This window comes from Paenibacillus sp. DMB5, assembly GCF_001517085.1.
Classification (GTDB): domain Bacteria; phylum Bacillota; class Bacilli; order Paenibacillales; family Paenibacillaceae; genus Paenibacillus_AQ.
In genome coordinates this window covers 13,291-36,976 of record NZ_LRAC01000153.1, presented here as the reverse complement: position 1 = coordinate 36,976, position 23,686 = coordinate 13,291, and the positions used below count along the sequence as shown (strand labels likewise).

The window sequence follows — 23,686 nt, the reverse complement described above, 5'->3', positions numbered from 1 at the left end:
CAGATGATTTAAAAATACATAATGTCAAATAAAAATACGGAAAATCTTGTATACAAATTTAGGGAAATTCAGCATTGGTTTAACCTTCAGATTACATTTCCCTAAAAGGCTGCTCAATCGCTGTATAGCGCATCGGGCCGCGGATATGAGGCTGTGAAAGCCCGCTGGAATAAGGAAGTAAAAGGAAGTTATGGTTATGAAGAGTTTTTATTACCGGAGAGCTGTTTATAAGCTGCCACCGGGTTTTACGAAAACTTAACCCGCCCTTTACCATGCATGGATTGCACAGTTGCCGGACTAAACGTATCATTTCCCATTGATTACAACTTTCATATGGGGGGAAAAGAAGTGAAGAAGAGGTTTATGCTGGGAAGCCGTGCGCTTACAGCAGCTATGCTCACAGCTTCATTGCTCACGGCCGGTTATGTGCCGCTGCTTCCGGCCAGTGCAGAGCCTGCAGACACAGGCAATACTGCAGCTGAAGAAGCAATTAGTACCGATGCAGCAGGCAATGCCGGTACATCCGGAGGCACCGGAGATGGAGCAGCAACCCGGGTATTGGGAGATGCCGGATTGCTTTCCGCAGCAGCAGCCGGAGGTACATTAATCGCAAAGGACAGCACCTGGTCCTATCTTGATAACGGATCAGATCAGATTACGGTCTGGCGCAATGTGTATGATGACAGCTTGTGGAAGCAGGGACAAGCGCCGCTCGGTTATGCAAGCAGCGGTAAGGGACTGGATCTGAAGACCCGGATCAGCTATGGTCCGGATGCCAGCCAGAAATATGCCACAACGTATTACCGTAAAGAGTTCCAGGTCGAAGATCCTGCAGCAGTCACACGCCTCGCTGCTACACTTGTACGTGATGACGGAGCTGTTGTATACCTGAACGGGCAGGAAGTCTACCGGACCAACATGCCGCAGGGCACAATCCTCTACAATACTTATGCCTCTTCAGCCGTCGGGGACGAACGGCTGGATAACAACTTCACTATCGATCCTGCTCTGCTGCTGCAAGGCACTAACGTAATTGCAGCCGAGGTACATCAGGACCGCGGTGCAAGCTCCGATACTTACTTCTCTCTAGAGCTGAATGCCTCAGCAGGGGCAGCAGCCTCCAAAGAACATGGAATACTGGGCCAATATTACACCAATAACGACAATTTTGAGTTCGCTGGTTATAAATCCACGCGAATTGATTCACAGATTAACTTCAGTAATCTGGATCCGGTTCTCCAGACCTGGGCCGGACGGGCAGATGATGCCAATATCCGCTGGACAGGCCGGCTGGCAGTGCCGGCATCCGGTGAGTATACCTTCTACATGATTGGAGATAACGGCTTCCGGATGTGGATTGACGATAAGCTGGTTGTCGATCACTGGAAGAATGACTGGGATGTTGAGCAGACCAGCAGTCCTGTAACCCTGCAGGCCGGGGAGATGCACAGCTTCAAGGTAGAGTACTTTGAGGACTATGGCGGCTCCAATCTGTACCTGCGCTGGTCCGGCCCAGGAATCGAGAAGCAGATTGTCCCTGCGGCAGCCTTCTATCTTCCGGCCGGTTACAATGGCCCCGTGTTTGGGACCGTCGATTCCGGAGGCCTGAGCATAGCGCTGCAGCTCACGGGTAATCTGCAGACTGTTCCTGCAGAGCTGGCTAAACATCTGACCGTTAAAGCGGGCGAAAAGGTAATTCCGGTCCTGCAGGCGGTTCAAGGAAGCAGCGCTGACCAGCTGATGCTGACGCTGGGAACCATCATTATGCCGGGACAGATTGTAAACGTTGAATATGACGGACAGGCTGGACTGAAGCTTGACGGGGATACGGCTGCAGGCAGCTTTATTTTCAGCCCGGAGAATCATTCGGAAGCGGTTGATTATTCACCGATTGCCATTGCGATGTCCTTCCTGAACGAGGCGAAAACGAACCGATCCTTCGCCTGGTACACAAGTTATGAAAGACCGGACAGCGCACCGTCCGGAATCATGGACAGCATCGTCGAGGTTGTTCCTGCAGACCAGGGCTTTGATTCCCCGGCGAAGCTGCGTTTTGCAGGTGATCCGGCTGATACCAAGGCGCTTAACCTGAAAATTACCGGTTCGACAACAGGAGCTTTTATCAGCCATAAAGCTGTCGCCAGCGGGCTTGCTCCCGGAACCGCCTATAAGTACCGTGTCGGCAGCGACGGCAACTGGAGTGCCGAGGGCAGCTTCACGACCGAGGGCGAGAAGGAAGACACCTACAGCTTCCTGTATATGACCGACTCCCAAGGCGCCAATACCCATGACTATGAGGTCTGGGCCGATACGCTGAAGAACGGGCTGGATGATTATCCGGACGCTAAGTTTCTGGTGATGACGGGCGATCAGGTTGATGCCGGATCACTAGAATCCCAATGGCTTGATTATTTTGGCAAACCGCAGAATATGCTGATGAAGCTTCCGCTTATGGCAGCTGTCGGAAATCACGAAGGTCCGTATAACGACAACTATTATTATCATTTCAACTATCCGAACGATTCAATTGATGATCCGCTTCCTCCGGGCAGTGTATACTCCTTCGACTACGGCGAAGCCCACATCATGGTTATGAATACGATGGATATGGGCTGGGACGAGCGTCAGCGGAATTCCTTCAACCAGCAGATTGAATGGCTGAAGCGGGAAGTCGCCGAGACGGACAAGAAGTGGAAGGTTGTTGCGTTCCATAAGGCGATCTATTCGCTGGGGGGACATGCGGCCGAAACCGAAATCAAAGAGTTGCGGGAAACGCTGTATCCCGTCTTTGATGAGCTTGGAATCGACGTAGTCTTGCAGGGACATGACCATGTCTATGTACGCTCTAATCAAATGTACGGGAACAAGGTCGTAGAGAATGTCGTCAAGGACGAACATGGAAATCCGCTTAATCCGGACGGAACGTTATACATGATCAACAACTCCTCCGGCACGAAATTTTACGATGTTAATAAGAATGTAGATCCTTATTTTGCAGCCGTTTACGAACAGCCGAAGATGCCGATTTACTCCGGAATTTTGATGACGGAAGACAGCTTTACGATCAATTCGTATAAATCCGGTGATACTGCCCCGTTCGATACGTACACGATTGTACGGAAAGACAGTAAACCGAAACCGGTTGAAAAACTTTCGGCTGCACGGGCAGAGGAGAAGGCTACACTGCTTACCTGGGAAAAACCTCAGGACGAGAGTGCGGATGATGCTGTGAGAGGCTTCCGTATCTATGAGAAAAACGGGAAGCTGGGTATGAACTGGAACGTCTATGTTCCGGCAGTTGAGGGACAAAATGAGTACGAATTTAAAGTAGCAGGTACGAATCCGGCTGTAGATTACGAATTCATTGTTAAGGCTGTAAATAAGCGAGACAATTCCGCAGAAGCTGCTGTCTTCACCGGCGGTGAACGCCCGGCAGCACCTACCGCTCCGGTTGTTGATGATGCCCGTAACACTTTCGGCTGGACTCCGGTACCGGGATATACCCGCGCTGCTGATTATGAATTCAGCTTTGACGGAGGCGAAAAGTGGCAGCCAGCCACAGCGAACCCGCAGCCGCTTCCAGACGGTGAATACGCCGCAGGTAAGGTTCAGGTCCGCATCAAGGGCGATGAGTCAGCCGGGACACCGGCAGGCTCGGCGTTGCTCGCGGATAAACCATTTACCTTTAATGATCATAGCGATACGTACTCGCTCCAGGGAACACTCAAACGGGATAATCAGCTCAAGGTTGAGGTTTCAGTGGAGAAGCTGGCAGAATACACCGGCAGCGCCTATGTGGTGTTCGAGCTCCTGGACGGCGATACTCCGCTGCTGATCAGCGCTGTTCCGCTGAAGAGTGACACCCTCACCATGTCCCAGTATTACAACGTAAAAGGTACAAATTACCGGGTCAAGGTATTCGTATTTGATCAATTTAACAGCGATCTTGAAGTGCCTGAGCAGCTTGCCAAGCCGGCTGAGCTTCAGTGACCAGGAAAGAGAGGAATCCGAAGGTGAAAAAAGTTGTAGCGGCTGTAATGGCCTTTATGCTCCTGTGTATCCCTGCTGCAGTCTTTGCAGCCTCATCCTTCACGCTGCAGCTCAGTATGAAGGAAGTCTTACGGGGCGGCAGCGTTACGCTGTCAGGCACAACCCTGGGTCAAGCAGACCAGGTTGTTGTCAAAGTGGTCAGCCCGGCTCAGACCGTATTCTATATTGATGTTCTGACAGCGGATGGAGGAGCTTATACGAAGCGGCTGGCGATTCCGGAGAGTCAGGTGCTGGCTCCTTCCGGCAGCTATACCGTAATTGCCGGCAGCGGCGGAACGACGCTTACGCAAACCTTTACCATTCCGGGCGGGGAGGAGCCGGGAGGCGGAGAACCGGGTACGGGAACGCCGACCCCGACACCAACGCCTATGCCGTCATCAACCCCGGTACCGACATCCACACCGAATTCTTCCTTGCCTGGCGGAACAGGCGGCGTACCTGCCTTACCGGCCGCAGCCGTTATTCCTGCCGGTGCCGGCGAAGCCAGCGGTGCCACCGTGAAACCGGAGGCGGCTGAAGGCGGGCGTTATCTGGTAGGTGCAGATATATTGACGCAAGCCATGCAGCAGGCTGCGGGCAGCATTACCGTTGAGCTTCCGGCAACAGCAGGCGAGACGGACGTGATGCTTGAGCTTCCGGCGAAATCATTGGAGCTGATGAACACAGGCAACACCGCTCTTGTGCTGACAGACGGGGTAAGAACCATATCTTTCCCGGCAGGTGCGATTAAGCTGTCAGGAGATGATCAGACCCGGCTGCGGATTACCTTTAATGCAGTATGGAATGACGAAGCGGGAGTACTGGTTACCCGCGCTGCGGGCGGCGATGCTGCATATGCTCCTACCGGCGTGCTGATCTCGCTTAATATCCAATCCGTTAACGGCAGTAATACTGCAGGCATTCATCAGCTGGGGCAGCAGGCCCAGGTTAGCCTGAAGCTGACGCCTGCGCAGCAGGCAGCCATCAATACAGAACTTGCCGGCATCTATTATCTGGACGGCAGTATTGCGGAATATATGCCGGGAACCATTACAGGCGGAACGGTCACCTTTAAGACCGGACATTTCTCTACGTATGCACTGCTGGTCTATGATAAGAGCTTTACAGATTTGTCCGGACACTGGGCTGAACCGGCGGTGAAACTGCTTGCCGCCAAGCATCTGGTGAACGGTGTGGATGCGCAGCATTACGAGCCGGGACGCGGTATTACCCGCGCGGAATTCGTTGCCTTGCTGATGCGTGCCGTAGAACGTACGGGCAGTGTGCCTTCCACGATTGCACCGGCGCCGTTCAGCGATGTGCCGTCAAGCAGCTACTATGCTCAGCAGGCGGCTGAAGCGGCAGCACTGGGTATTATGAATGGCTATGACGGGGCATTCCGTCCGGACGACCGCATTACCCGTGAAGAAGCGGCAGTAGCGCTGGTTCATGCGGCCAAGCATTTCAGCCTGCCGGCAGGCAGCCAGTCCAGCCCGGCTTATGCTGACGCACAGCAGATTTCTTCCTGGGCTGCAGCCAGTGTGGCCGAGGCGGGCGTAAACGGGCTGATGCAGGGAGACGGTACGAAGTTCCAGCCGAAGAAGCAGGTTACCCGTGCCGAAGTGGCTGCAATGGTCAGCCGTCTGATTCAATCCGGCTCTTCTTTATAAGATGAAAGCGAGGGAAATGAAGCTCATGCGTAAACAACTGTTCGCCATTCTGATGTCGCTCCTGATGCTGCTCGGGCTGCTGGATTCCGTGACTGCTTTTACAGTCACGGTGTCCGCCGCCGACGCCGGGCTGGAGGTATACCCGACCAGGAATGTGGCACTGGGCGCGAAGGTTACCGCCTCAGGACAATGCAATAACAATGAACGTGCGGATTTTGCGGTAGACGGCAAATTGGATACGAAGTGGTGCGACAATACAACAGCCAAGATCAAGTGGATGACGCTTGATCTCGGCAAGATGTATTCGATTAATGAATGGAAGGTTTATAACGCAGCCATTAATGAAGGTTCAAACAGCCCGTTCTGGAACACGCAGAATTTCCGGCTGCAGAAGAGCGATGACGGGGTGACGTGGACTGATGTCGATGTCGTGCAGGGCAATGTGCAGACGGTTGTCGACCGTTATCTGCCAGAGCCGGTAACGGCACAATATCTCCGTTTCTACGTCAGTAAAGGCGCAGCCGGGGACAATACAGTCCGTCTGTATGAGCTGGAGGTATACGGAGTGGATACCGGCAAATATCCTGCATATCCGGCAGTAAATCTGGACCCGGTTGATTATGTCGATCCCTTCATTAACACATTGGGTGATAACGGCCAGACGAATCCGGGGCCCTCGATGCCGTTCGGGCTTGTCTCTCTGGGACCGGACGGCGACGGCGGGGCATTCAGCGGCTATTATTATCAGGATAAGAACCTCAAGGGCTTCTCGCATGTGCGCTTCAGCGGTGCAGGCTGCAGCGGTGCGGGCGGTAACATTCTGATGATGCCCGGAACGGGCTCTTTTACCAAGAACGTAAATGAATATAAGCAGAAGTATGACAAGAGCAGCGAGCAGGCTTCCGCAGGCTATTACGGAGTCACGCTGGCCTCGGGAATCGGAGTGGAGCTGACAGCTTCCGATAATGTCGGCTTCCACCGCTATACCTTCCCGGCTTCCGCCAATACGGGCTCTGTGCTGGTTGATCTCTCCAATTCCTATGCAGGCATGCTGGATGCGAATCTTAAGGTTGAGAGCAATAATGAGATTACAGGCATGATCCAGTCCAAAAATGTATGCGGAAACGGCAATTATAAGCTTTATTATTCCATCCAGTTTGACCACGATTTTAACACCTATACCTCCTGGGAGGGAAACACCACCGGAACAGCTGCTGTCCGCAGCGGAGCAAACAGCGGTGTGTGGGTCAACTTCAATACAGCTTCTGATAAAGTGATTCAGGCCAAGGTCGGCCTGTCGGCGGTAAGTGTGGAGCAGGCGAGAGCTGAAGCGAAGCAGGATATCGCCAGCTGGGATTTTGATGCCCAGCATGCCAAGATCCGTGCTGCCTGGAGCGATGTTTTGGGCAAAGTGGAGATTAAAGATGCAGATGAAGAGAATAAAAAGGTTTTTTATACTCAGATGTACCATACGTATCTGCAGCCTAAGAACGTGACCAGCTCAGCCGGTACGTTCAAAGCCGGCAGAGCTGAGGGAACGGTGCGCCAGGCATCTGAGCTCGGGGATGATTTTGAATACTATAACGGCTGGGCGACCTGGGATGATTTCCGCAAATATGCCCTGTTCTCCGTACTGGAGCCGCAAAAGTACAACAACATGGTGAAGTCCCTGGTTGATCTGTACAAAACAAGAGGAATCTATACCCAGTGGGGAGATGGCTACTGGCCAAGCCCGACGGTCCGTAACGAGTTCAACGGTGCAGTTATTCTTGACGCTTATGCCAAGGGCTTCACTGACTATGATGCGTATACGGCACTTAAGGGAATGGCTGTGGATGCTGATAACTTCTCGATCTCTGAGGGCGAAATCTCCGGCAAGCTGGAGAAGGCGAAGAGCGCCTACTTCCCGATGAAGCTGGCAGAGCTGCTTGGGGACAAGAGCACTTATGATAAATATAAGAAGCTCGCACTGTCTTACCAGAAGCTGTGGAATGCCAACCAGGTTGATGAAAATGGCGTAAAAACCGGCTTCTTCACCCCGAATGGCACTACGGTAGCCAAAAATGACGTTACCGCAGTAGACAAGTACGCTTATCAGGGTAATCTCTGGACATACCGCTGGTCCGCAACACAGGACATGAATGGTCTGGCTAAGCTGATGGGCGGCAAAACAGAAATGGCCAAGCAGCTGCAGGACTTCTTTGCCAGAAATGAGTACATGGCGATTAATGAGCCGGATATCGACGTTCCTTATCTGTTCAACTATCTGGGTTATCCGTATCTGACCCAATATTATGCAAGAGAATATACAACTGAGGTTGTTACCCAGAAGTATCACAACCACGGTTTGTATGCTTATCCGATTCAGTCGCGTGTCTACCGCGCTGATCCTGAGGGCTATCTGCCTTCCATGGATGACGATGCCGGCGGGATGTCCTCATGGTTTGTTTATAGCGCGATGGGACTGTTCCCGGGCAACCCGGGCGATGCCAATTTCGTGATCGGCTCGCCGATTTTCTCGGAGCTGACGCTGCATCTGGATGGCGGCAAGACGTTCACCATTAAGGCTGACAATGTCTCTTCGGAGAACCGCTTCATCCAGTCGGCAGAGCTGAACGGCCAATCGTTCGACCAGGCCTGGATCAGCTATGCCGATGTGATGAACGGCGGTACGCTGGAATTCGAAATGGGCAGCGGGCCGAACTACGCCTGGGGGGCTTCAGCCAAAGCGGCCCCGCATACAGCAGATTACGATGCAGACATCGAGAATACACTCTCGCGTACTGCATTGATCAGTGAAGGCTCGGAATGGAAATATTACGACAAAGGCAAAGCACCCGGCAACGGCTGGACAGGAGCTGGCTTTAATGACAGCGGCTGGTCCTCCGGACAGGCACCGCTTGGTTATGATAACAAGGGCTATGCCAAGACGGTAACGGGTTACGGTCCTGATGCAAGCAAGAAATATACGACAACTTATTTCCGCACAACGTTCGAAGCAGCGGATCTTAAGGATATTCTGGAGCTGGATGCCGGGCTGATCCGTGACGACGGCGCTGTAGTCTATCTGAACGGTCATGAGATTATCCGGACGAATATGCCGGATGGAGCTGTGGCCTATGAGACCAATGCCAACGCCACAGTAGGTGATGAGCGGGACTGGAACCGGTACGAGATTGATCCGGCTTATCTGAAGGAAGGGGTCAATGTACTTGCTGCAGAGGTGCATCAGGTGAACTTCAGCAGTTCGGATATTGCCTTTGACTTCAGCCTGGAGACGATTCGCGAGATGGTGAGGCCGGAAGCACCAACGGCTCCGGCGGTTGATGATAAGGCTAATACTTTTGGCTGGACTCCGGTACCGGGCTTTGAGAGCCCGTCTGATTACGAAATCAGCACTGACAACGGCGCAACCTGGAAGACAGCTGATACTAATCCGCAGGTTGTGGGACCGCAGGCCTTCGCTGCAGGTGCGGTACAGGTGCGCATCAAGGCAAGTGAAGCACGGAATGTTACAGCAGGCGAAGCACTGCTATCGGATGCCCCGTATACCTCTGATATTCTGTGGGATGTATATGATCTGAAGGCGGACGTGAAGCGTACAGACAACATGACTGTAGAGGTATCAGGTACCCTGAAGGGGGGATATACAGGTCCTGCAGTTGCTGTAATCCAGCTGATGGACGGGGAACAGCAGGCGCTGCTCTCAAGCGCAATGCCTGTGCAGTCCGGCGGCTTTGACCTGGCACAGAGCTTCGGTGTCAATGCCGGCAATTATCAGGTCAACGTCTACCTGGTCGACAGTTACAACGGCAACATCTACGATTCCCTGTGGCTGGCTGAACCGGTCGAGTCCCGGCCGGAGCCTGCACCGCAGAATCCGGGACAGCCGGGCAATCCGGGCGGACCTGGCGGTGAACAGCCGGGCGGCGAAGATCCGCTTCCTGAGCCGCTTCCGGTACCGGTCAAGAACCCGGTTGTACCTGACCCGGCGGAAGAGCCGGAACCTCCTGTAGTAGATAACCGCATCGTTGAGTTTGAGAGCCGCTCTTCCTGGTCCGATGCTGTGAACACCTTTAACAACGGCAAGCTGAAGACGGAAGCCGGCAATAACGGAACGGTGGTAGGCAACACCTTTACCGGTGCCTGGCTGTCGTTTGCGGACATTGACTTCGGAATCGAAGGTGCCAACAAGATAACGGTTGAATACAATGCCAACTCTGACCGGACTCCGGCGGATTCACAGCTGGAGCTGCGGCTTGGGGCAGCAGACGGCGAGCTTCTTGGTACGGTCGCCCTGAAGAATACGGGAGCAGGCTGGGCGCAGTATGCCACAGCGGAAGGTATGCTGAGCCGACGCTGACCGGTAAACAAACCCTGTTCGCCGTGCTGAAAGGAACGACAGACAGTGCGCGTCCGTATGTGGCGAATCTGGACCGGTTCATCTGGAGCTATCAAACAATCCGGACCGATTATGCCAAGCTGGAGCTGGAGAATTATGATGCCTGGTCCACGGACAACAATCCGGCCAACGGCGGGCCGCTGAAGACCGAGGCCGGTAAAAGCGGCAAGCAGGTTGCAAATACATTCAGCGGCGCCTGGCTGGCTTATAAGTCAATAAACTTCGGCAGCGCAGGCGTCAACCAGTGGTCAGTGGAATATGCAGGCAATTCGACGAATACCGCTGCAGACTCTTCTGTTGAGCTCCGGCTGGGCGGAGTTAACGGTGAGCTTGTGGGCACACTGGCAGCTCCGCCGACCGCAGGCTCGTGGGGAACGTATAAGACGGTGTCAGGGGAATTGAGCAAGACCCTGACCGGGATGCAGGATCTTTATCTGGTGTTCAAAGGCTCAACCGATTCAACCTTTAAGTACATCGGCAACTTTGATAATGCTTCATTTTCACTGGTTGCAGCTGAGCCGGATGTCCTTGTAGAATTCGAGAACCGCACCGCCTGGTCGGATGCGAAGAATGCCTTCAATAATAATCCGCTCAAAACAGAGAACAACAACGGCGGGAAGACCGTCGGCAATACGTTTACCGGTGCCTGGCTGACTTTTGATGATATCGATTTCGGCACTCAGGGCAAAAATTACGTGTCATTCCTGTACGATGCGCCCACCAACCGTACACCGGCAGACATCACGGCTGAAATCCGTCTCGGCGGCAAAGACGGTACTGTCATTGCTACAGTAAATCTCCCCAACACAGGCGGCGCCTGGGGCAGCTACAAAACAGCAGGGGCAGCCCTGAGTCAAAAGCTGACCGGCAAGCAGAGCCTGTACGTTTCGTTTAAGGGTTCGACCACTTCCAGCCTGTTGTATGTGGGCAATCTGGACAAGATGACTTTTACGAAAAAATAATCTTGTAATGACAACAAAGGACCCATGGGATTAATTCTCCCGTGGGTTTTTGCCGTCCGCACAGGCCCGCAGGCCTCAGCCTTGTATTTGTGATAAACTGGAATGTATATGCCCCGCATAGACAGAAACAGGAGGATGAGGAATGAGCTTTGTTGCGGTGAAGAATGAATACAAGCGCTACAAAATGGGTGAGACGACGATTGTCGCTAACGACGGAATCGATTTTGAGATTAATAAAGGTGAATTTGCGGTCATTGTCGGTCCCAGCGGAGCAGGCAAATCGACGGTGCTTAATATTCTGGGCGGTATGGATTCGGCCGACGAAGGCCAGGTCATTGTGGATGGTACGGACATCGCCAAATTTAACAGTAAGGAGCTGACCGGCTACCGGCGCAATGATGTGGGCTTTGTGTTCCAGTTCTACAATCTGGTGCCTAACCTGACCACACTGGAAAATGTCGAGCTGGCCTCGCAGATTTCCCCGCGTGCGCTGGATGCGCGCAAGGTGCTGGAGGATGTAGGACTCGGGGAGCGGCTGAACAATTTCCCGGCCCAGCTGTCCGGCGGGGAGCAGCAGCGCGTCGCGATTGCCCGGGCGCTGGCCAAGCAGCCGAAGCTGCTGCTCTGCGATGAGCCGACAGGAGCGCTGGATTATAACACCGGCAAGCAGGTGCTGAAGCTTTTGCAGGATACCTGCCGGAATACCGGAACAACCGTCATCGTCATTACGCATAATCTGGCGATTGCGCCGATGGCGGACCGGGTGATTGAGATCAATAACGCCAAGGTGCGGAAAATGGTTGTTAATCCTTCCCCGGTATCCGTTGACGATATCGAATGGTAAGGAGCGGGCAGCGATGAAGAAACAGGCGTTATGGAAGGATATCTTCCGGGAGATCGGGCATACCAAGGCCCGCTTTATTTCGATTTTTGCAATTATTATGCTGGGCGTCTGCTTCTTCTCCGGGATTAAGGCGGCCGGACCGGATATGCTGGATACTGCAGGCACCTTTTTCAAGGAAAAGCGGCTGATGGATCTGAAGGTGCAGAGCACGCTTGGTCTCACAGAAGAGGATGTTGCCCTGCTGAAGGATGTGCCGGAGGTCGATGAGCTGCAGCCGGGCTACAGCGCGGATGTCTTCGCGGGAGAGAACGGCGTAATTCTGAAGGTCTTTTCCTATAAACCGGAGCAGGCGCTTAACCAGTACCGCCTGATGGACGGGCGTCTGCCGGAGCAATCCGGGGAGATCGTACTGGATGACCTGCTGGCCGGGGAGTATGTCCTTGGCGACAAGATCGTGTTCAGCGGGAACGGTACGGAAACAGATCTGTCAGAAAGCTTTGTGACACTGGAGTATACGGTGGTAGGCTTTGCACGCAGTCCGCAGTTCATTGAGAAAAACAACCGCGGCACCAGCACGATCGGCAAAGGCACGACAGATGCATTCGCCGTCATTGCCGAGGCAGATTTCAAGCTGCCGGTCTATACCGAAGCGTACCTGTCATTTAAGGATACTGCCGACATCGAGGCTTACAGTGCGGAGTATGAGACGCTGCTGGAGCAGCACACAGAAGCAGTGGAGCAGGCGATGGCGGGCGTGCCGGAAGCGCGGCTCTCGGAGCTGCGCGCTGAAGGGGAAGCGGAGCTCGCCAAGGGCCGCGCGGAGCTGGAAGCCGCCGAGCAGCAGCTCGCCCAGGCAGCCGGTCAGCTGACGGAAGAGCAGCAGCAGGCCCAGGCGGGAGCCGGCAGTGAGGCGGCTGAGCAGCTCGCCGCAGCCAGAGCGAAGCTGCCGAAGGCGAGCAGCAGCTGGCGGCGCTGACGCTGCCGAAGATTTATGTCACTGACCGGAATGCCAATCCGGGATATGCCGAGTACAAAGACAATGCCGACCGGCTGTCGGCGATTGCCAGCGTGTTTCCGGTGTTCTTTTTCCTGATTGCGGCGCTGGTCAGCCTGACAACCATGACGCGGATGGTCGAGGAGCACCGCCTGCAGATCGGGACGCTGAAGGCGCTCGGCTACGGCAACCGTGACATTATGGCCAAGTTCATGGTCTACGGCACGCTTGCCAGTCTGGCGGGATCGGCAGTTGGCCTGGCTGTAGGGTTCACGCTGCTGCCAGTCATTATTTTCGATGCCTACAGCTCACTTTATAATCTGCCGGATCTGATCAAGAGCTTCTATCCGTCATATTCAATTATTTCTATTATTGTGGCCCTGGTCTGCACCACGCTTACAGCCTGGTTCGCTGCCCGGGTGGAGCTGCGCGGCAATGCTGCCGTGCTGATGCGGCCCAAGGCGCCCAAGAGCGGACAGCGGATTTTTCTGGAGCGGTTAACCTTTATCTGGAGACGGCTGAGCTTTGTCCAGAAGGTTACGGCCCGCAATCTGTTCCGCTACAAGCAGCGCATGTTTATGACCGTATTCGGGGTAGCTGGCTGTACAGCGCTGATCCTGACCGGCTTCGGTCTCAAGGATTCGATCGGCAGCATCGCGCCGAAGCAGTTCGGCGTCATTATGAAATACGATGCGCTGGTAGCGCTGCATACCGATGCCCCGGCAGAAGAGCAGCAGTCCTATGAGCAGCTGATCAGCGGCGAAACAGCTATTACCGATACACTGGATGTTGCACAGGAGACGATGACCGCACGGGCCAGCGGTGTTAATGACCAGGATGTGAATCTGTTTGTGCCGGAAACCGTGGGTTCCCTGTCCGACTATGTGTCGCTGCAGGATCGCAGCAGCGGCGAAGCCCTGGAGCTTACGGATGAAGGAGTGATCATCTCGGAGAAGCTGGCCAAGCTGTACGGGCTTGAAGCTGGAGATACCCTGACCCTGGCGGACAGCAAAAATGAGCCGTTCGAGCTTCTGGTCATGGGAATCACCGAAAATTATGTCCTTCACTATGCCTATATGACCCCTGCGTATTATGCTTCCGTATTCGGGAAAGAGCCGGTATTCAATACCTCTTTACTGAATTATGATGCACCGGACAGTAACTGGGAGGACCAGTTCGGCGAAAAGCTGACCGCAAGTGCACGCGTAGCCGCAGTCAGCTTCTCCAGCAGCGTCGGTACTGCTTTTGATGATACGATGAAAAGCATGGACGTTGTCACCCTGGTGCTGATTGTGTCCGCAGCGGCGCTGGCCTTCGTTGTACTGTATAATCTGACCAACATCAATGTGTCCGAGCGGATCCGCGAGCTGTCGACGATTAAGGTGCTGGGCTTCTACGATAATGAAGTAACGATGTACATTTACCGGGAAAATATTATTCTGACCCTGCTCGGCATTGCCGCCGGTTCAGGCCTCGGCATCGTGCTGCACAGCTTCGTCCTGCAGACGGCCGAGCTGGATGCGACGATGTTCGCCCCGGTCATCGAGTGGCCAAGCTACATCTATGCGGCGGTATTGACCATGCTGTTCTCGGGCATCGTCATGGCCTTCATGCACATCAAGCTCAAACGGATTCATATGATCGAGGCGCTGAAGTCGGTAGAATAGAGTTGCTGTACGAAGACCCTTCCGGGAAGCCGGGAGGGTCTTTATACGTGCGCCTCCCGGCGTGCGGTGCGGAATTTACTGAGGTAGGGCTACCGTAGTTTCATATGCAGGATCGGAAACGGGTTGCCTTGCTCATCAAGTGGAGACCGTTCAACCACACAGAAACCCATATGCTCATAAAAGCCAAGTGCCTGGGGATTCTGTTCGTTTACATCCACGCTTTGTACGTTCAGGTGATCAATGACATGGGTAACGAGCTTTTTGCCGATCCCCTGTCCCATGGCCCCGGGGCTGACGAACAGCATTTCGATTTTATGATCTTGTATGCCCATGAAGCCGAGGGGCGCATTACCGTCGTCGATAGAATAGATCAGCAGCTGGTCAATTCCCCCGAGTCCTTGCAGGACAAGGGGACGCAGCGCGGCAATGTCTTTTTCGGAGAGAAAAAGATGTGTAGAGCGTACGGACTCTTCCCAGATGTTGAGCAGGGTCTGGAGTAAGGATTCGCTTCGGGACGGGATGGATAGGGATTGGATCATGTGGGGGCTCCTTTTAATAAAATTTATTGAAATAGGTACTTTGACATATTAAGCAGGCTGCTCCGCAATTGCCTAACTTTAGTTTAAATTAGAACCATCGCGGTTACATAGAAAGAGTCGAAGGATTTAGTAATTGTATAGCCCTAGTCACCAACGAGTGGAAATTCACAGAGGAGGAATGTACGATGAGCGATCAATTTACGGTTCAAGACCCTACTACACAATATCAGAAGGCCACTAAGGAATTCGAGCAGCAGCAGCCTGCCCCGGGACTGGAAACGGAGATGTACCCGAAGCCGGATGACGGTGCGCAGACTTATAAAGGCAGCGGACGGCTGACCGGACGCAAGGCGGTGGTTACCGGAGCGGACAGCGGGATCGGCCGTGCGACAGCGATTGCCTTTGCCCGTGAAGGGGCTGACGTTGTCCTTGCCTATATGCCGGAAGAGGAGGCCGATGCGCGGGAGGTTGTTAAGCTCGTTGAGGAAGCCGGACGCAAGGCGGTAGCCATGCCGGGTGATCTCAAGGACGAGCAGTACTGCGAGCAGCTTATTGATACTGCGGTAAAAGAGCTTGGCGGTATTGATATTCTGGCGAATATCGCCGGCATGCAGCAGTACGTGACCGACATCGCCGATCTGACGACGGAACAATTTGATGCAACCTTTAAGACAAATGTATACTCGCTGTTCTGGCTCTGTAAAGCGGCCATCAAGCATATGAAGCCGGGCAGCACGATCATCAATACCTCTTCGATCCAGGCTTATACGCCTGCGCCGATTCTGCTGGATTATGCGACTACGAAGTCTGCGATTAATACCTTCAGTAAATCACTTGCCCAGCAGGTTGCTGAAAAAGGGATCCGCGTTAACGTTGTCGCACCTGGACCCGTCTGGACTCCGCTCCAGATCAGCGGCGGCCAGCCGGTAGAAGCGCTGAAGGACTTCGGCGCCAAGACACCGCTTGCCCGTCCGGGACAACCTGCGGAAATGGCACCGGCGTACGTGTTCCTGGCCAGCCAGGAATCCAGCTATGTCAGCGGTGAGACGCTGAATGCGAACGGCGGTATGCCTACGCCTTAAGTCATAGGCGTTGCAGTGAAGCACCTGGCTACAACCAAAGCCCCCGGCTGTAAGCCTGAGCATGCTCAGGTCTATCAGCCGGGGGCTTTTTGGCGTGTTATGATTAGGAGACACGCCTGCCCGGCTAACGGACAGAGATGACGTTAATGAGGCGATTGGGTGGAATTTACTTGTCTAACGACTCAGGTAACCTTATTTGGCCTAATCCTATGTCCAAGCAGCCCTAACCGCACAACTAACGTCATCTGAGTCCGTTAGAGTCTGAGAAATCCGATTAAATGAAATTTAACGGCTCCTGAGTCCGTTACAATCTGAAGCCAGCTGTTTTCCCTAATAAGCCTGATCCGGAGCGCTTCTCTGGGCTGGCGGCAGAGGATCGATAACCTGTCAGAAATCAGCTTGCGTCCCGAAGCAGTAATCTGCTACATTCGCAATGTGAAGCATGCGGAGTATGAAGCTCTTTGCTCCGGCTGTGCCAGAATACAACATGGAGGAGGAGTATCAGGTTTGCAACGATTAACGGATCTATCCGGCTCCAGCAGTAACAACCGCCTGACCCCCCGCGCATTAACTGAATTCTTCTCCCGCATCCAGCAATCCGGACTCGCCGTGAACACCTTCATGCTGCTGCAGGACGGTGCAGTAACGGCGGAGTTTGCACGGGCGCCCTATCGGGTGGGCCAGCCGCAGCTGCTGTATTCGTTGAGCAAAAGTGTGACCTCCATCGCGGCAGGCATCGCCATAGATGAAGGACTCCTGAAGCTTACGGACACGGTCATCTCCTTTTTTCCGCACAAGCTTCCTGACACCATTTCTGCCAACCTCGCCCGTATGACGGTGCATCACCTATTGTCCATGAATGCGGGACACGGGGATAACATATACGGGGCTGTGGCGCAGAACAAGGATTGGGTGCAGGCGTTTTTGGCCCAGGAGGTCACGCATGAGCCGGGCAGCCATTATGTATACAGCACACACTGTACGTACATGCTGTCGGCCATTATTGAACAGGTTGCCGGAGAGAAGCTGGTTGATTTTCTGATGCCGCGGCTGTTTGAGCCGCTTGGCATTCCCCGGCCGGTCTGGGAGACTTGCCCGCTCGGCATTACCGCCGGAGGAATGGGACTTAGCCTGTCTACCGAGAGTATAGCCAAGCTTGGTCAGATGCTGCTGAACAAAGGGGAATACGCAGGCAAAAGAATCGTGTCAGAGCGATATCTGGCGCTGGCTGCCAGTGAGCAAAGCGACAACCGGCCGTCTGCCAAGCCAGGACGGATTGATTCCGCCCAGGGCTACGGCTACCAGTTTCATTTATGCCGGAGAGGCTGCTTCCGGGGAGACGGCTCCTTTGGCCAGCTACTCTTAGTGGCCCCGCGGGAGAGTATCGTAATTGCGGCAACGGCCGCTTTTCCCGGTATGCAGCAGCTGCAGACGCTGCTTGATCTTATCTTTGAACAGCTTTTCGACCGCCTTGATCAGCCGGAGACGCATAACTCACTTGAGCTCAATGCAAATGACAGATTTATATTCAGCCAGACTCATCCGGCTATGCTGCCTTCCTCCACACTCCCGCCCGAAAGCAGACCCGGACTAAAGCCAGCAGTGTACCGCCTGGCAGACAATCCGCACGGGCTGAAGGCAATCGGACTGGATATGCGGGAGGAGCAGCTGATGCTTCAAATGGTTTACGGGGATGCACGGGATGGCGTGCTGCCGTTCTACTTTGGCCAAACACTCAGCACCCAGGGGGTATTCTGGAAGGACCTGGCTTTGCATCAGCAGGAGGTTATTACTATAGCAGCCTGGCAGGACAGGGACATTTTAGTGCTGACCCTGATTTATCCTGAAACGCCATATATCGTTACTTACATCATGGAGTTCCGGCCAGCGGCCATTCAGCTTACCTTTCAAATGAACGTCTCCCTGAACATTGCGGAGTATAGTACAACCGGCATCCTCCAGCAGCAGGCGCATCTCCCCTAAATCATGCTATAGTTAACCCAGACAGCCTTGCAGCTGATTTATACGATAAAAGAGGTTAAGCATGCAGATTCAAATCGGAGATCAGACCCTGACGCTGAACATCCAGTACAGCAAACGGAAGAAAATATCCCTGCAGATAGACGGGGCCGGCCGGCTCAATGTCAAAGCGCCAAAGGGGATGGCTGATGAAGTGATCTTAAGTGCAGTCCAGGGACACAGCGCCTGGATTACAGAGAAGCTGCGCAGCCTGGAAACAGCCAGGCAGGTTCCGCAGCCCAAGGAGTATCAGGAGGAGGGAAGCTTCCTCTATTTAGGCAAGGAATACCCGTTGCATAAGCTGATCGAGACCGGTGAGCGGGATGAGGAGACGCTGAAGCAGGAGCTGAAAAAATTCTATTTTAACAGTCTGAAAAAAGTGATCGCCGAGCGTATGCCGCATTACCAGAACCAGCTGAAGGTAAAGCCGAAATCGTTCGAGATCGTAGAGTCCCGCACCAAATGGGGGAGCTGCAGCTCGGACAAGAAGCTGACCTTTAATTACCGGCTGGCCATGGCCCCGCCCGAGGTGATTGATTATGTGATCATCCATGAGCTGTGCCATCTGCTACATATGAACCATGACCGTTCGTTCTGGCGGCGGCTTGGCAGCATCATGCCGGACTATAAGGCTAAGGAAGAATTCCTTGCCTGTTTTGGCGGGTTTATGACCCTGTAATTTAAGCAATAGAAGTAGCAGGATGCTTCATGTTTCCGGCAAAAGAAAACCCGCGGCCTGTTTTTACGAATAAGCCGCTGTCATAGGGAGTGCTGCTCATTTCTAGGCCGCTGTGATCAGGCGTATAGTGGAAAACAATTTGTGTAGTGCTGCTATCCGCAAGCTTGGACAATATGGAGTGAATATCAGGCTCCCGGCGGCTGATCACATCAAAAAGCTGCAGCTCCTGACCCTCCTGCCGGCAAATTGCGATTACCTCATCTTCCTCCAAATAGTAGAGATCTTCACCGAACACATTTAGACAATAAAACATCAGCAGCCCCGGCGTGCCCGATGTCCCGAAACGCTGCGACACCGGCAGGCGCTGACCGGCAAAAGAATGGATGAACGCCAGATCCTCCCGGCAGCTTATATCCAGCTTGCGAATAACTGTCTGCTCTGTGGCGGGCAGGGAGGGCTTGTACATGGCGGAGAAAAGCTGCTCCCCGGCTGGCCGGAAGCCAAAGCGCGGATAAAAATCGAGCACGCTGTCATTAGCGAACAGATACATCAGCTCACAGCGGCTGCCGTACTCCCCAAGACCTTCTCCATCAATGCTGCGGACAAGCCCTGCCTGCGGTAATCGGGATGGGTCATCACAGTGCCGAGCTGAATGGCTTGTACCGTATTCCCGTCGATGACAAGATCAAGCAGGTTTACCGATACATTCGCAACAATCTGATCTCCGTCTGCATAGGAAAAAGGGATGTATCGCCCGTCCCAGAAGCCCTCCTGATACCAGCTCTTCAGCTCTAAGCCGAAGGTGTCTGCAGCAAGCGCGAAGAAGCTGGTCCGCAGCTGTTCATTTTGTCTGTAACCTGTAACGAATTGCAAATGGTGCATAGCCCTTCCCTCCTAATATTCCACACCCCGTACCCTGGAAAAAATCATCGTATTCCGCAGCAGGCCGTCCACATCGCATTTGTCATTGCGGAGAATACCTTCGAGCGTGAAGCCGCAGCGTTCAGCCACCCGGGCGCTTTGTACATTGCGGGAGTCGCAGCGGATCTCAATCCGGTTGGCCTGCAGCTCCTGGACCGCGTAGTCTGTAATCGCCTGTACTGCCTCCGTAATATATCCCTGCCTACCGTATGCTGTCCGTACCCAGTAGCCGATTTCAAATTTCCGGGTCTGCCAGTCTATCCGGTGCAGGCCGCTGCTCCCGATTAGGACGCCGGTGACTTTATTGAACAGGAGCAGCCTAAGATCGGTGCGCTCAAGGAACTCCAGCCGGGATCTGCGGATGCTGGCTTCTGACTGTTCAAGGGTAGGCACAAGTCTGGCCCAGGGCATCCAAGGCCTTAGTTCCCCGGCACTCTCCCGTACCGCTTCATTCACAGCTTCCCCGTCTCCCCATAACGCCGAACGGATGATTAGCCGCCTGCTTTCGAAGCAGTCCGGAATGGATAACAGAACAGGTTCATCCGCTTTATGTTCCATTATGCTGCCTCCTCTAAAAGTACTAATAGGAAAAATGTCCCATCCATCTACCACCTAAGTATACTAAGAATGATACGCTAAAGGATAACGATTTTTCCTCCTTTGTGTAATTCACATTCCATGTCCGGAACGGTATCTTATATATAAGAAATGTTCTTTATTACGAACCCGCAAAGAAGTCGCTAAGTGGAGGCTTTCCTATGAGTGCGATCGCTGGTATCTATCATCTGCAGCAGCATAGTCTGGACCCTGAACTGGGCACAAGCCTGATGAAGCAGCTTAACCGTTACCCGGCTGACGATGCGAGAGGCTGGCAGAACCGGGATATCTTTCTCGGATGCCGGTCACAGTGGATCACACCGCAATCTGTAAATGAGCAGCTGCCATACTATGATCCGGAGCGGAAGCTCGCCATTACGGCTGATGCGATCATTGACAATAGAAATGAACTGTTTGATGTATTAAATGTCCCGGGTATAGACCGGGATGCCATCCCTGACAGCCTGCTGATCCTGCTTGCCTATGAAAAGTGGGGGGAAGCAGCACCTGTGCATCTGGTAGGCGATTTTGCCTTCATGATCTGGGATGAGCGGCAGCATAAGCTGTTTGGAGCAAGAGATTTCTCCGGCAACCGAACCCTTTATTTTCATCAGTCCGGAACCTATTTCGCTTTCTGTACGGTCATTCATCCGCTTTTGTCGCTGCCGGGTGCAGGACACGGGCTGAATGAACAATGGGTGGCCGAATTTCTGGCCATACAGGACAGAGTGGATGCTGCGGACTGCTTCTTAACCGTATATGACTCGGTCGGACAGCTTCCTCCCGCTCACTCCGTCTCCATAACCGGCGGAAATATTGTCTTCTCCCGCTACTTAACAATCCAGACTCCCCCGGAGCTGCGGCTTGGCTCCAACTGGGAGTACGAGGAGGCATTCCGGGAAGTGTTTGGACGGGCAGTGAAGGATAGGCTCCGCACTTACCGTGCAGCGGGTGCTAACCTGAGCGGAGGGCTGGATTCCGGATCTGTCGTCAGCTTTGCAGCGGAGGAGCTGCGCCGCCGCGGCCAGCAACTCTATACCTTCAGCTCTTATCCGGTAGACGGCTTTACCGGCTTCAAGCTCGGCAACCGGGTTGCCGATGAACGCCCCTTTATTCAGGAAACGATAGATTATGTGGGGAATATTCAGCCGACTCTGCTTAATTTTCCCGAACGTAACTCCTATAACGATATTGATGACTGGCTGGGCATTATGGAAATGCCCTATAAATTTATCGAGAATTCTTATTGGCTGAAAGGGATCTACGAGCAGGCCCAGCAGCAGGATATCGGTATCCTGCTAAGCGGACAGAGGGGAAACTGGAGTGTCTCCTGGGGCCCGGCTCTGGACTATCAGGCCAAGCTGCTCCGGGAATTCCGCCTGCTCTCCTTTTACCGGGAGCACAAAGGCTATAACCAGTCCATGCAGGCGAACCGCAAGCTGGTGATGAAGATCGTAGGCAGGAAGGCCTTTCCTGAAATACGCGGCCTGCTGTCCCGCAGACAGAGCCAGGATGAGCTTCCTGAGCTGATTGACCCCGGATTTGCCAAACGCACAGAGGTGTATGAACGGCTGGAGCGGTTGAACATAGCCGGAGACCCTTCCGCACAGAGCATTTATGATTTCCGCAAAAGGCATTTTGAGCAGCCGCACATCTGGAATGTTAACGGTACGGTTGCTACGAAGCTGTCACTGAAATACCGCGTATGGGACCGTGACCCGACGAATGACCTGCGTGTGATCCGGTTCTGCCTCTCCGTTCCCGAGGAGCAGTACGTCCAGAAAGGGGTGGACCGTTCGCTGATCCGCCGGGCAATGGCCGGGCGCCTGCCCGACAATGTCCGGCTCAACCGCAAACGGCGCGGGGTGCAGGGAGCAGACGGCATCCAGCGGATGCTGCCGCAATGGAGTGCTTTTCTCGGGGAACTGAGGGAGATGACCCGTGATCCGCAGGCTGCGGTATATCTGAACAGTACGGGGCTCGCCGGATGCTTGGACCGGCTGGGTAGTGAGCCCGAACCTCATCTGATTTTTAATACAGATTTTCGGCTGCTGGCACGCGGACTTGTCTTTTACAGGTTCCTGAAGCGCCTGTCGTGAGGAAATCGCTTGAAAGGGGGTGACAAACATGAAAAAGGAATACAGCAAGCCTGCTTTGGAAGTACTCGACGTTAAGATGACTATGGCTGGACCGGGACTGGCAATCGCCGACTCCTTCCAAAGTGATCCGGATGAGATCGTACATCACTCCTAAGAGCATTTGGTACGAGGAGCCCTCATCCCCCTGAGCTTGCTGGAGGGGGATAAGGGCTATTTCCATCATTTTAAAGGCAAAGGAGGAACGGGCATGGCAAGTACAGTCCAAGGTCTGGCGTATCAAGCTTTCGGCCTGCAGATTTTCAGCGAATTTCCTTTACCGGAGCTTCCACTCGCAGATGGGCCGGGTTTAAACGGCAGTGTGGCAGTCATCCGGGGAGAGCTTGCAGAGCGCTGGGAAGCCATTCCCAAGATTACTCCGAGTGTTGGCGTTCTGGGGAGAGAGGTTATGTTCGAGGTAAAGGGCAGGGCGGTCTTTTCCGTTCAGGATGGAATCCGGATCACGGTTGATCCTGTAGCCGGAGCCAATATGGACAGTGTCCGGCTGTACATTCTGGGAAGCTGCATGGGGGTTCTGCTCATGCAGAAGCAGATTTTGCCGCTGCATGGAAGTGCGCTTGTCCTTAATAACCGGGCTTATGCGCTTGTCGGACAATCCGGAGCGGGTAAATCGACACTTGCCTCATATTTGATGGAGCAGGGCCATCTGATGCTCAGTGACGACGTTATTCCCGTTATAGTGCAGGACGGCAAGCGCTTGCAGTTCCAGGCTATCCCCAGCAGAAGCTGTGGCAGCAGAGTTTGGACTATATGGGAATGAATTCGTCCGGCTACCGCCCGCTGTTTGAGCGGGAGACCAAATTTGCTGTTCCGGTGCATGACCGTTTTCAGAAGGAGCCGCTGCCGCTGGCCGGAATATTCGAACTGGCGGTATCCGCAGAGAACGGGCCTGTAACCGTTCAGCCGGTTAACGGAATGGAAAGGTTCCATACGTTATATAATCACACCTATCAGAAGGCGATGATTGACCGGACTGGCATCCGTGAATGGCATTTCGGCATGCTGGCTTCCTTCATGAACAGACTGCCGGTCTACCGGATCACCCGGCCGCAGCAGGGGTTTAGCGCCCCGCAGCAGAGTGAGCTGATCTACGACACGATCAAACCAATGACAGAGGAGGGTTAA

General features: G+C 53.8%; 16 protein-coding genes and 1 pseudogene. 13 read left to right on the top strand and 4 right to left on the bottom strand.

All coding sequences use genetic code 11. From position 1 onward, the window contains the following. The first annotated feature begins 348 nt into the window (after positions 1 to 348). The 6 genes and pseudogenes from AWJ19_RS27585 (at position 349) to AWJ19_RS27560 (ending at position 14,568) form a co-directional block, all read left to right on the top strand. Entirely contained in the window at positions 349 to 3,990 is a 3,642-nt protein-coding gene (locus tag AWJ19_RS27585; protein ID WP_068728405.1) for a PA14 domain-containing protein, read from the top strand. A gap of 23 nt (positions 3,991 to 4,013) precedes the next feature. Beyond that, positions 4,014 to 5,699, top strand: a complete 1,686-nt coding sequence (locus AWJ19_RS27580) for an S-layer homology domain-containing protein (protein ID WP_068728404.1) — start codon at positions 4,014 to 4,016, stop codon at positions 5,697 to 5,699. 25 nt (positions 5,700 to 5,724) lie between these two features. After that, the gene (locus tag AWJ19_RS27575) at positions 5,725 to 10,062 is read left to right on the top strand and encodes a glycoside hydrolase domain-containing protein (RefSeq protein WP_241781915.1); all 4,338 of its coding nucleotides are present in this window, start codon (positions 5,725 to 5,727) and stop codon (positions 10,060 to 10,062) included. Between the two features lie 23 nt (positions 10,063 to 10,085). After that, on the top strand, positions 10,086 to 11,063 hold the full coding sequence (locus AWJ19_RS36970) for a carbohydrate-binding protein (RefSeq protein WP_068728402.1): 978 nt from the start codon (positions 10,086 to 10,088) through the stop codon (positions 11,061 to 11,063). Positions 11,064 to 11,205: 142 nt separating this feature from the next. Continuing rightward, positions 11,206 to 11,907 (top strand): ABC transporter ATP-binding protein, encoded by a 702-nt coding sequence (locus AWJ19_RS27565; RefSeq protein WP_068728401.1) that lies wholly within the window; start codon positions 11,206 to 11,208, stop codon positions 11,905 to 11,907. A gap of 13 nt (positions 11,908 to 11,920) precedes the next feature. Next, positions 11,921 to 14,568, top strand: a pseudogene (locus AWJ19_RS27560) (ABC transporter permease). Between the two features lie 89 nt (positions 14,569 to 14,657). Here the strand turns inward: AWJ19_RS27560 and AWJ19_RS27555 are convergent. Further along, positions 14,658 to 15,107 (bottom strand): GNAT family N-acetyltransferase, encoded by a 450-nt coding sequence (locus AWJ19_RS27555; RefSeq protein ID WP_068728400.1) that lies wholly within the window; start codon positions 15,105 to 15,107, stop codon positions 14,658 to 14,660. Positions 15,108 to 15,292: 185 nt separating this feature from the next. On the opposite strand from AWJ19_RS27555, the gene AWJ19_RS27550 reads away from it, so the two are divergent. The 3 genes from AWJ19_RS27550 to AWJ19_RS27540 all read left to right on the top strand — a co-directional run bounded on the left by AWJ19_RS27550 (position 15,293) and on the right by AWJ19_RS27540 (position 18,887). Then, positions 15,293 to 16,189, top strand: a complete 897-nt coding sequence (locus AWJ19_RS27550; protein WP_068728399.1) for an SDR family oxidoreductase — start codon at positions 15,293 to 15,295, stop codon at positions 16,187 to 16,189. A 507-nt stretch (positions 16,190 to 16,696) separates the two neighbouring features. Further along, positions 16,697 to 18,172: a serine hydrolase gene (locus AWJ19_RS27545; protein ID WP_068728398.1), complete on the top strand. Its 1,476-nt coding sequence runs from the start codon at positions 16,697 to 16,699 to the stop codon at positions 18,170 to 18,172. A 61-nt stretch (positions 18,173 to 18,233) separates the two neighbouring features. Further along, entirely contained in the window at positions 18,234 to 18,887 is a 654-nt protein-coding gene (locus AWJ19_RS27540; protein ID WP_068728397.1) for a SprT family zinc-dependent metalloprotease, read from the top strand. A 1-nt stretch (position 18,888) separates the two neighbouring features. On the opposite strand, the gene AWJ19_RS36965 is transcribed toward AWJ19_RS27540, so the two are convergent. The 3 genes from AWJ19_RS36965 to AWJ19_RS27530 are packed head-to-tail and all read right to left on the bottom strand — an operon-like array spanning position 18,889 to position 20,366. Then, positions 18,889 to 19,437, bottom strand: a complete 549-nt coding sequence (locus AWJ19_RS36965) for a hypothetical protein (protein ID WP_241781914.1) — start codon at positions 19,435 to 19,437, stop codon at positions 18,889 to 18,891. Further along, a complete protein-coding gene (locus AWJ19_RS36960) occupies positions 19,437 to 19,769 on the bottom strand; it encodes a GNAT family N-acetyltransferase (protein WP_241781913.1) in 333 nt (110 codons plus the stop codon). Before AWJ19_RS36960 ends, AWJ19_RS36965 begins: the two co-directional genes overlap by 1 nt. 12 nt (positions 19,770 to 19,781) lie before the next feature. Then, positions 19,782 to 20,366, bottom strand: coding sequence for a GNAT family N-acetyltransferase (locus AWJ19_RS27530; protein ID WP_068728396.1), 585 nt, complete (start codon positions 20,364 to 20,366; stop codon positions 19,782 to 19,784). 200 nt (positions 20,367 to 20,566) lie between these two features. On the opposite strand from AWJ19_RS27530, the gene AWJ19_RS27525 reads away from it, so the two are divergent. The 4 genes from AWJ19_RS27525 to AWJ19_RS34355 all read left to right on the top strand — a co-directional run bounded on the left by AWJ19_RS27525 (position 20,567) and on the right by AWJ19_RS34355 (position 23,686). Next, the gene (locus tag AWJ19_RS27525; protein WP_068728395.1) at positions 20,567 to 22,504 is read left to right on the top strand and encodes an asparagine synthase-related protein; all 1,938 of its coding nucleotides are present in this window, start codon (positions 20,567 to 20,569) and stop codon (positions 22,502 to 22,504) included. A 28-nt stretch (positions 22,505 to 22,532) separates the two neighbouring features. Further along, positions 22,533 to 22,658, top strand: a complete 126-nt coding sequence (locus AWJ19_RS34950; RefSeq protein WP_039869839.1) for a paeninodin family lasso peptide — start codon at positions 22,533 to 22,535, stop codon at positions 22,656 to 22,658. Positions 22,659 to 22,751: 93 nt separating this feature from the next. After that, entirely contained in the window at positions 22,752 to 23,321 is a 570-nt protein-coding gene (locus AWJ19_RS34360) for a hypothetical protein (protein ID WP_128083715.1), read from the top strand. Beyond that, entirely contained in the window at positions 23,312 to 23,686 is a 375-nt protein-coding gene (locus AWJ19_RS34355) for a hypothetical protein (protein WP_082708161.1), read from the top strand. Before AWJ19_RS34360 ends, AWJ19_RS34355 begins: the two co-directional genes overlap by 10 nt.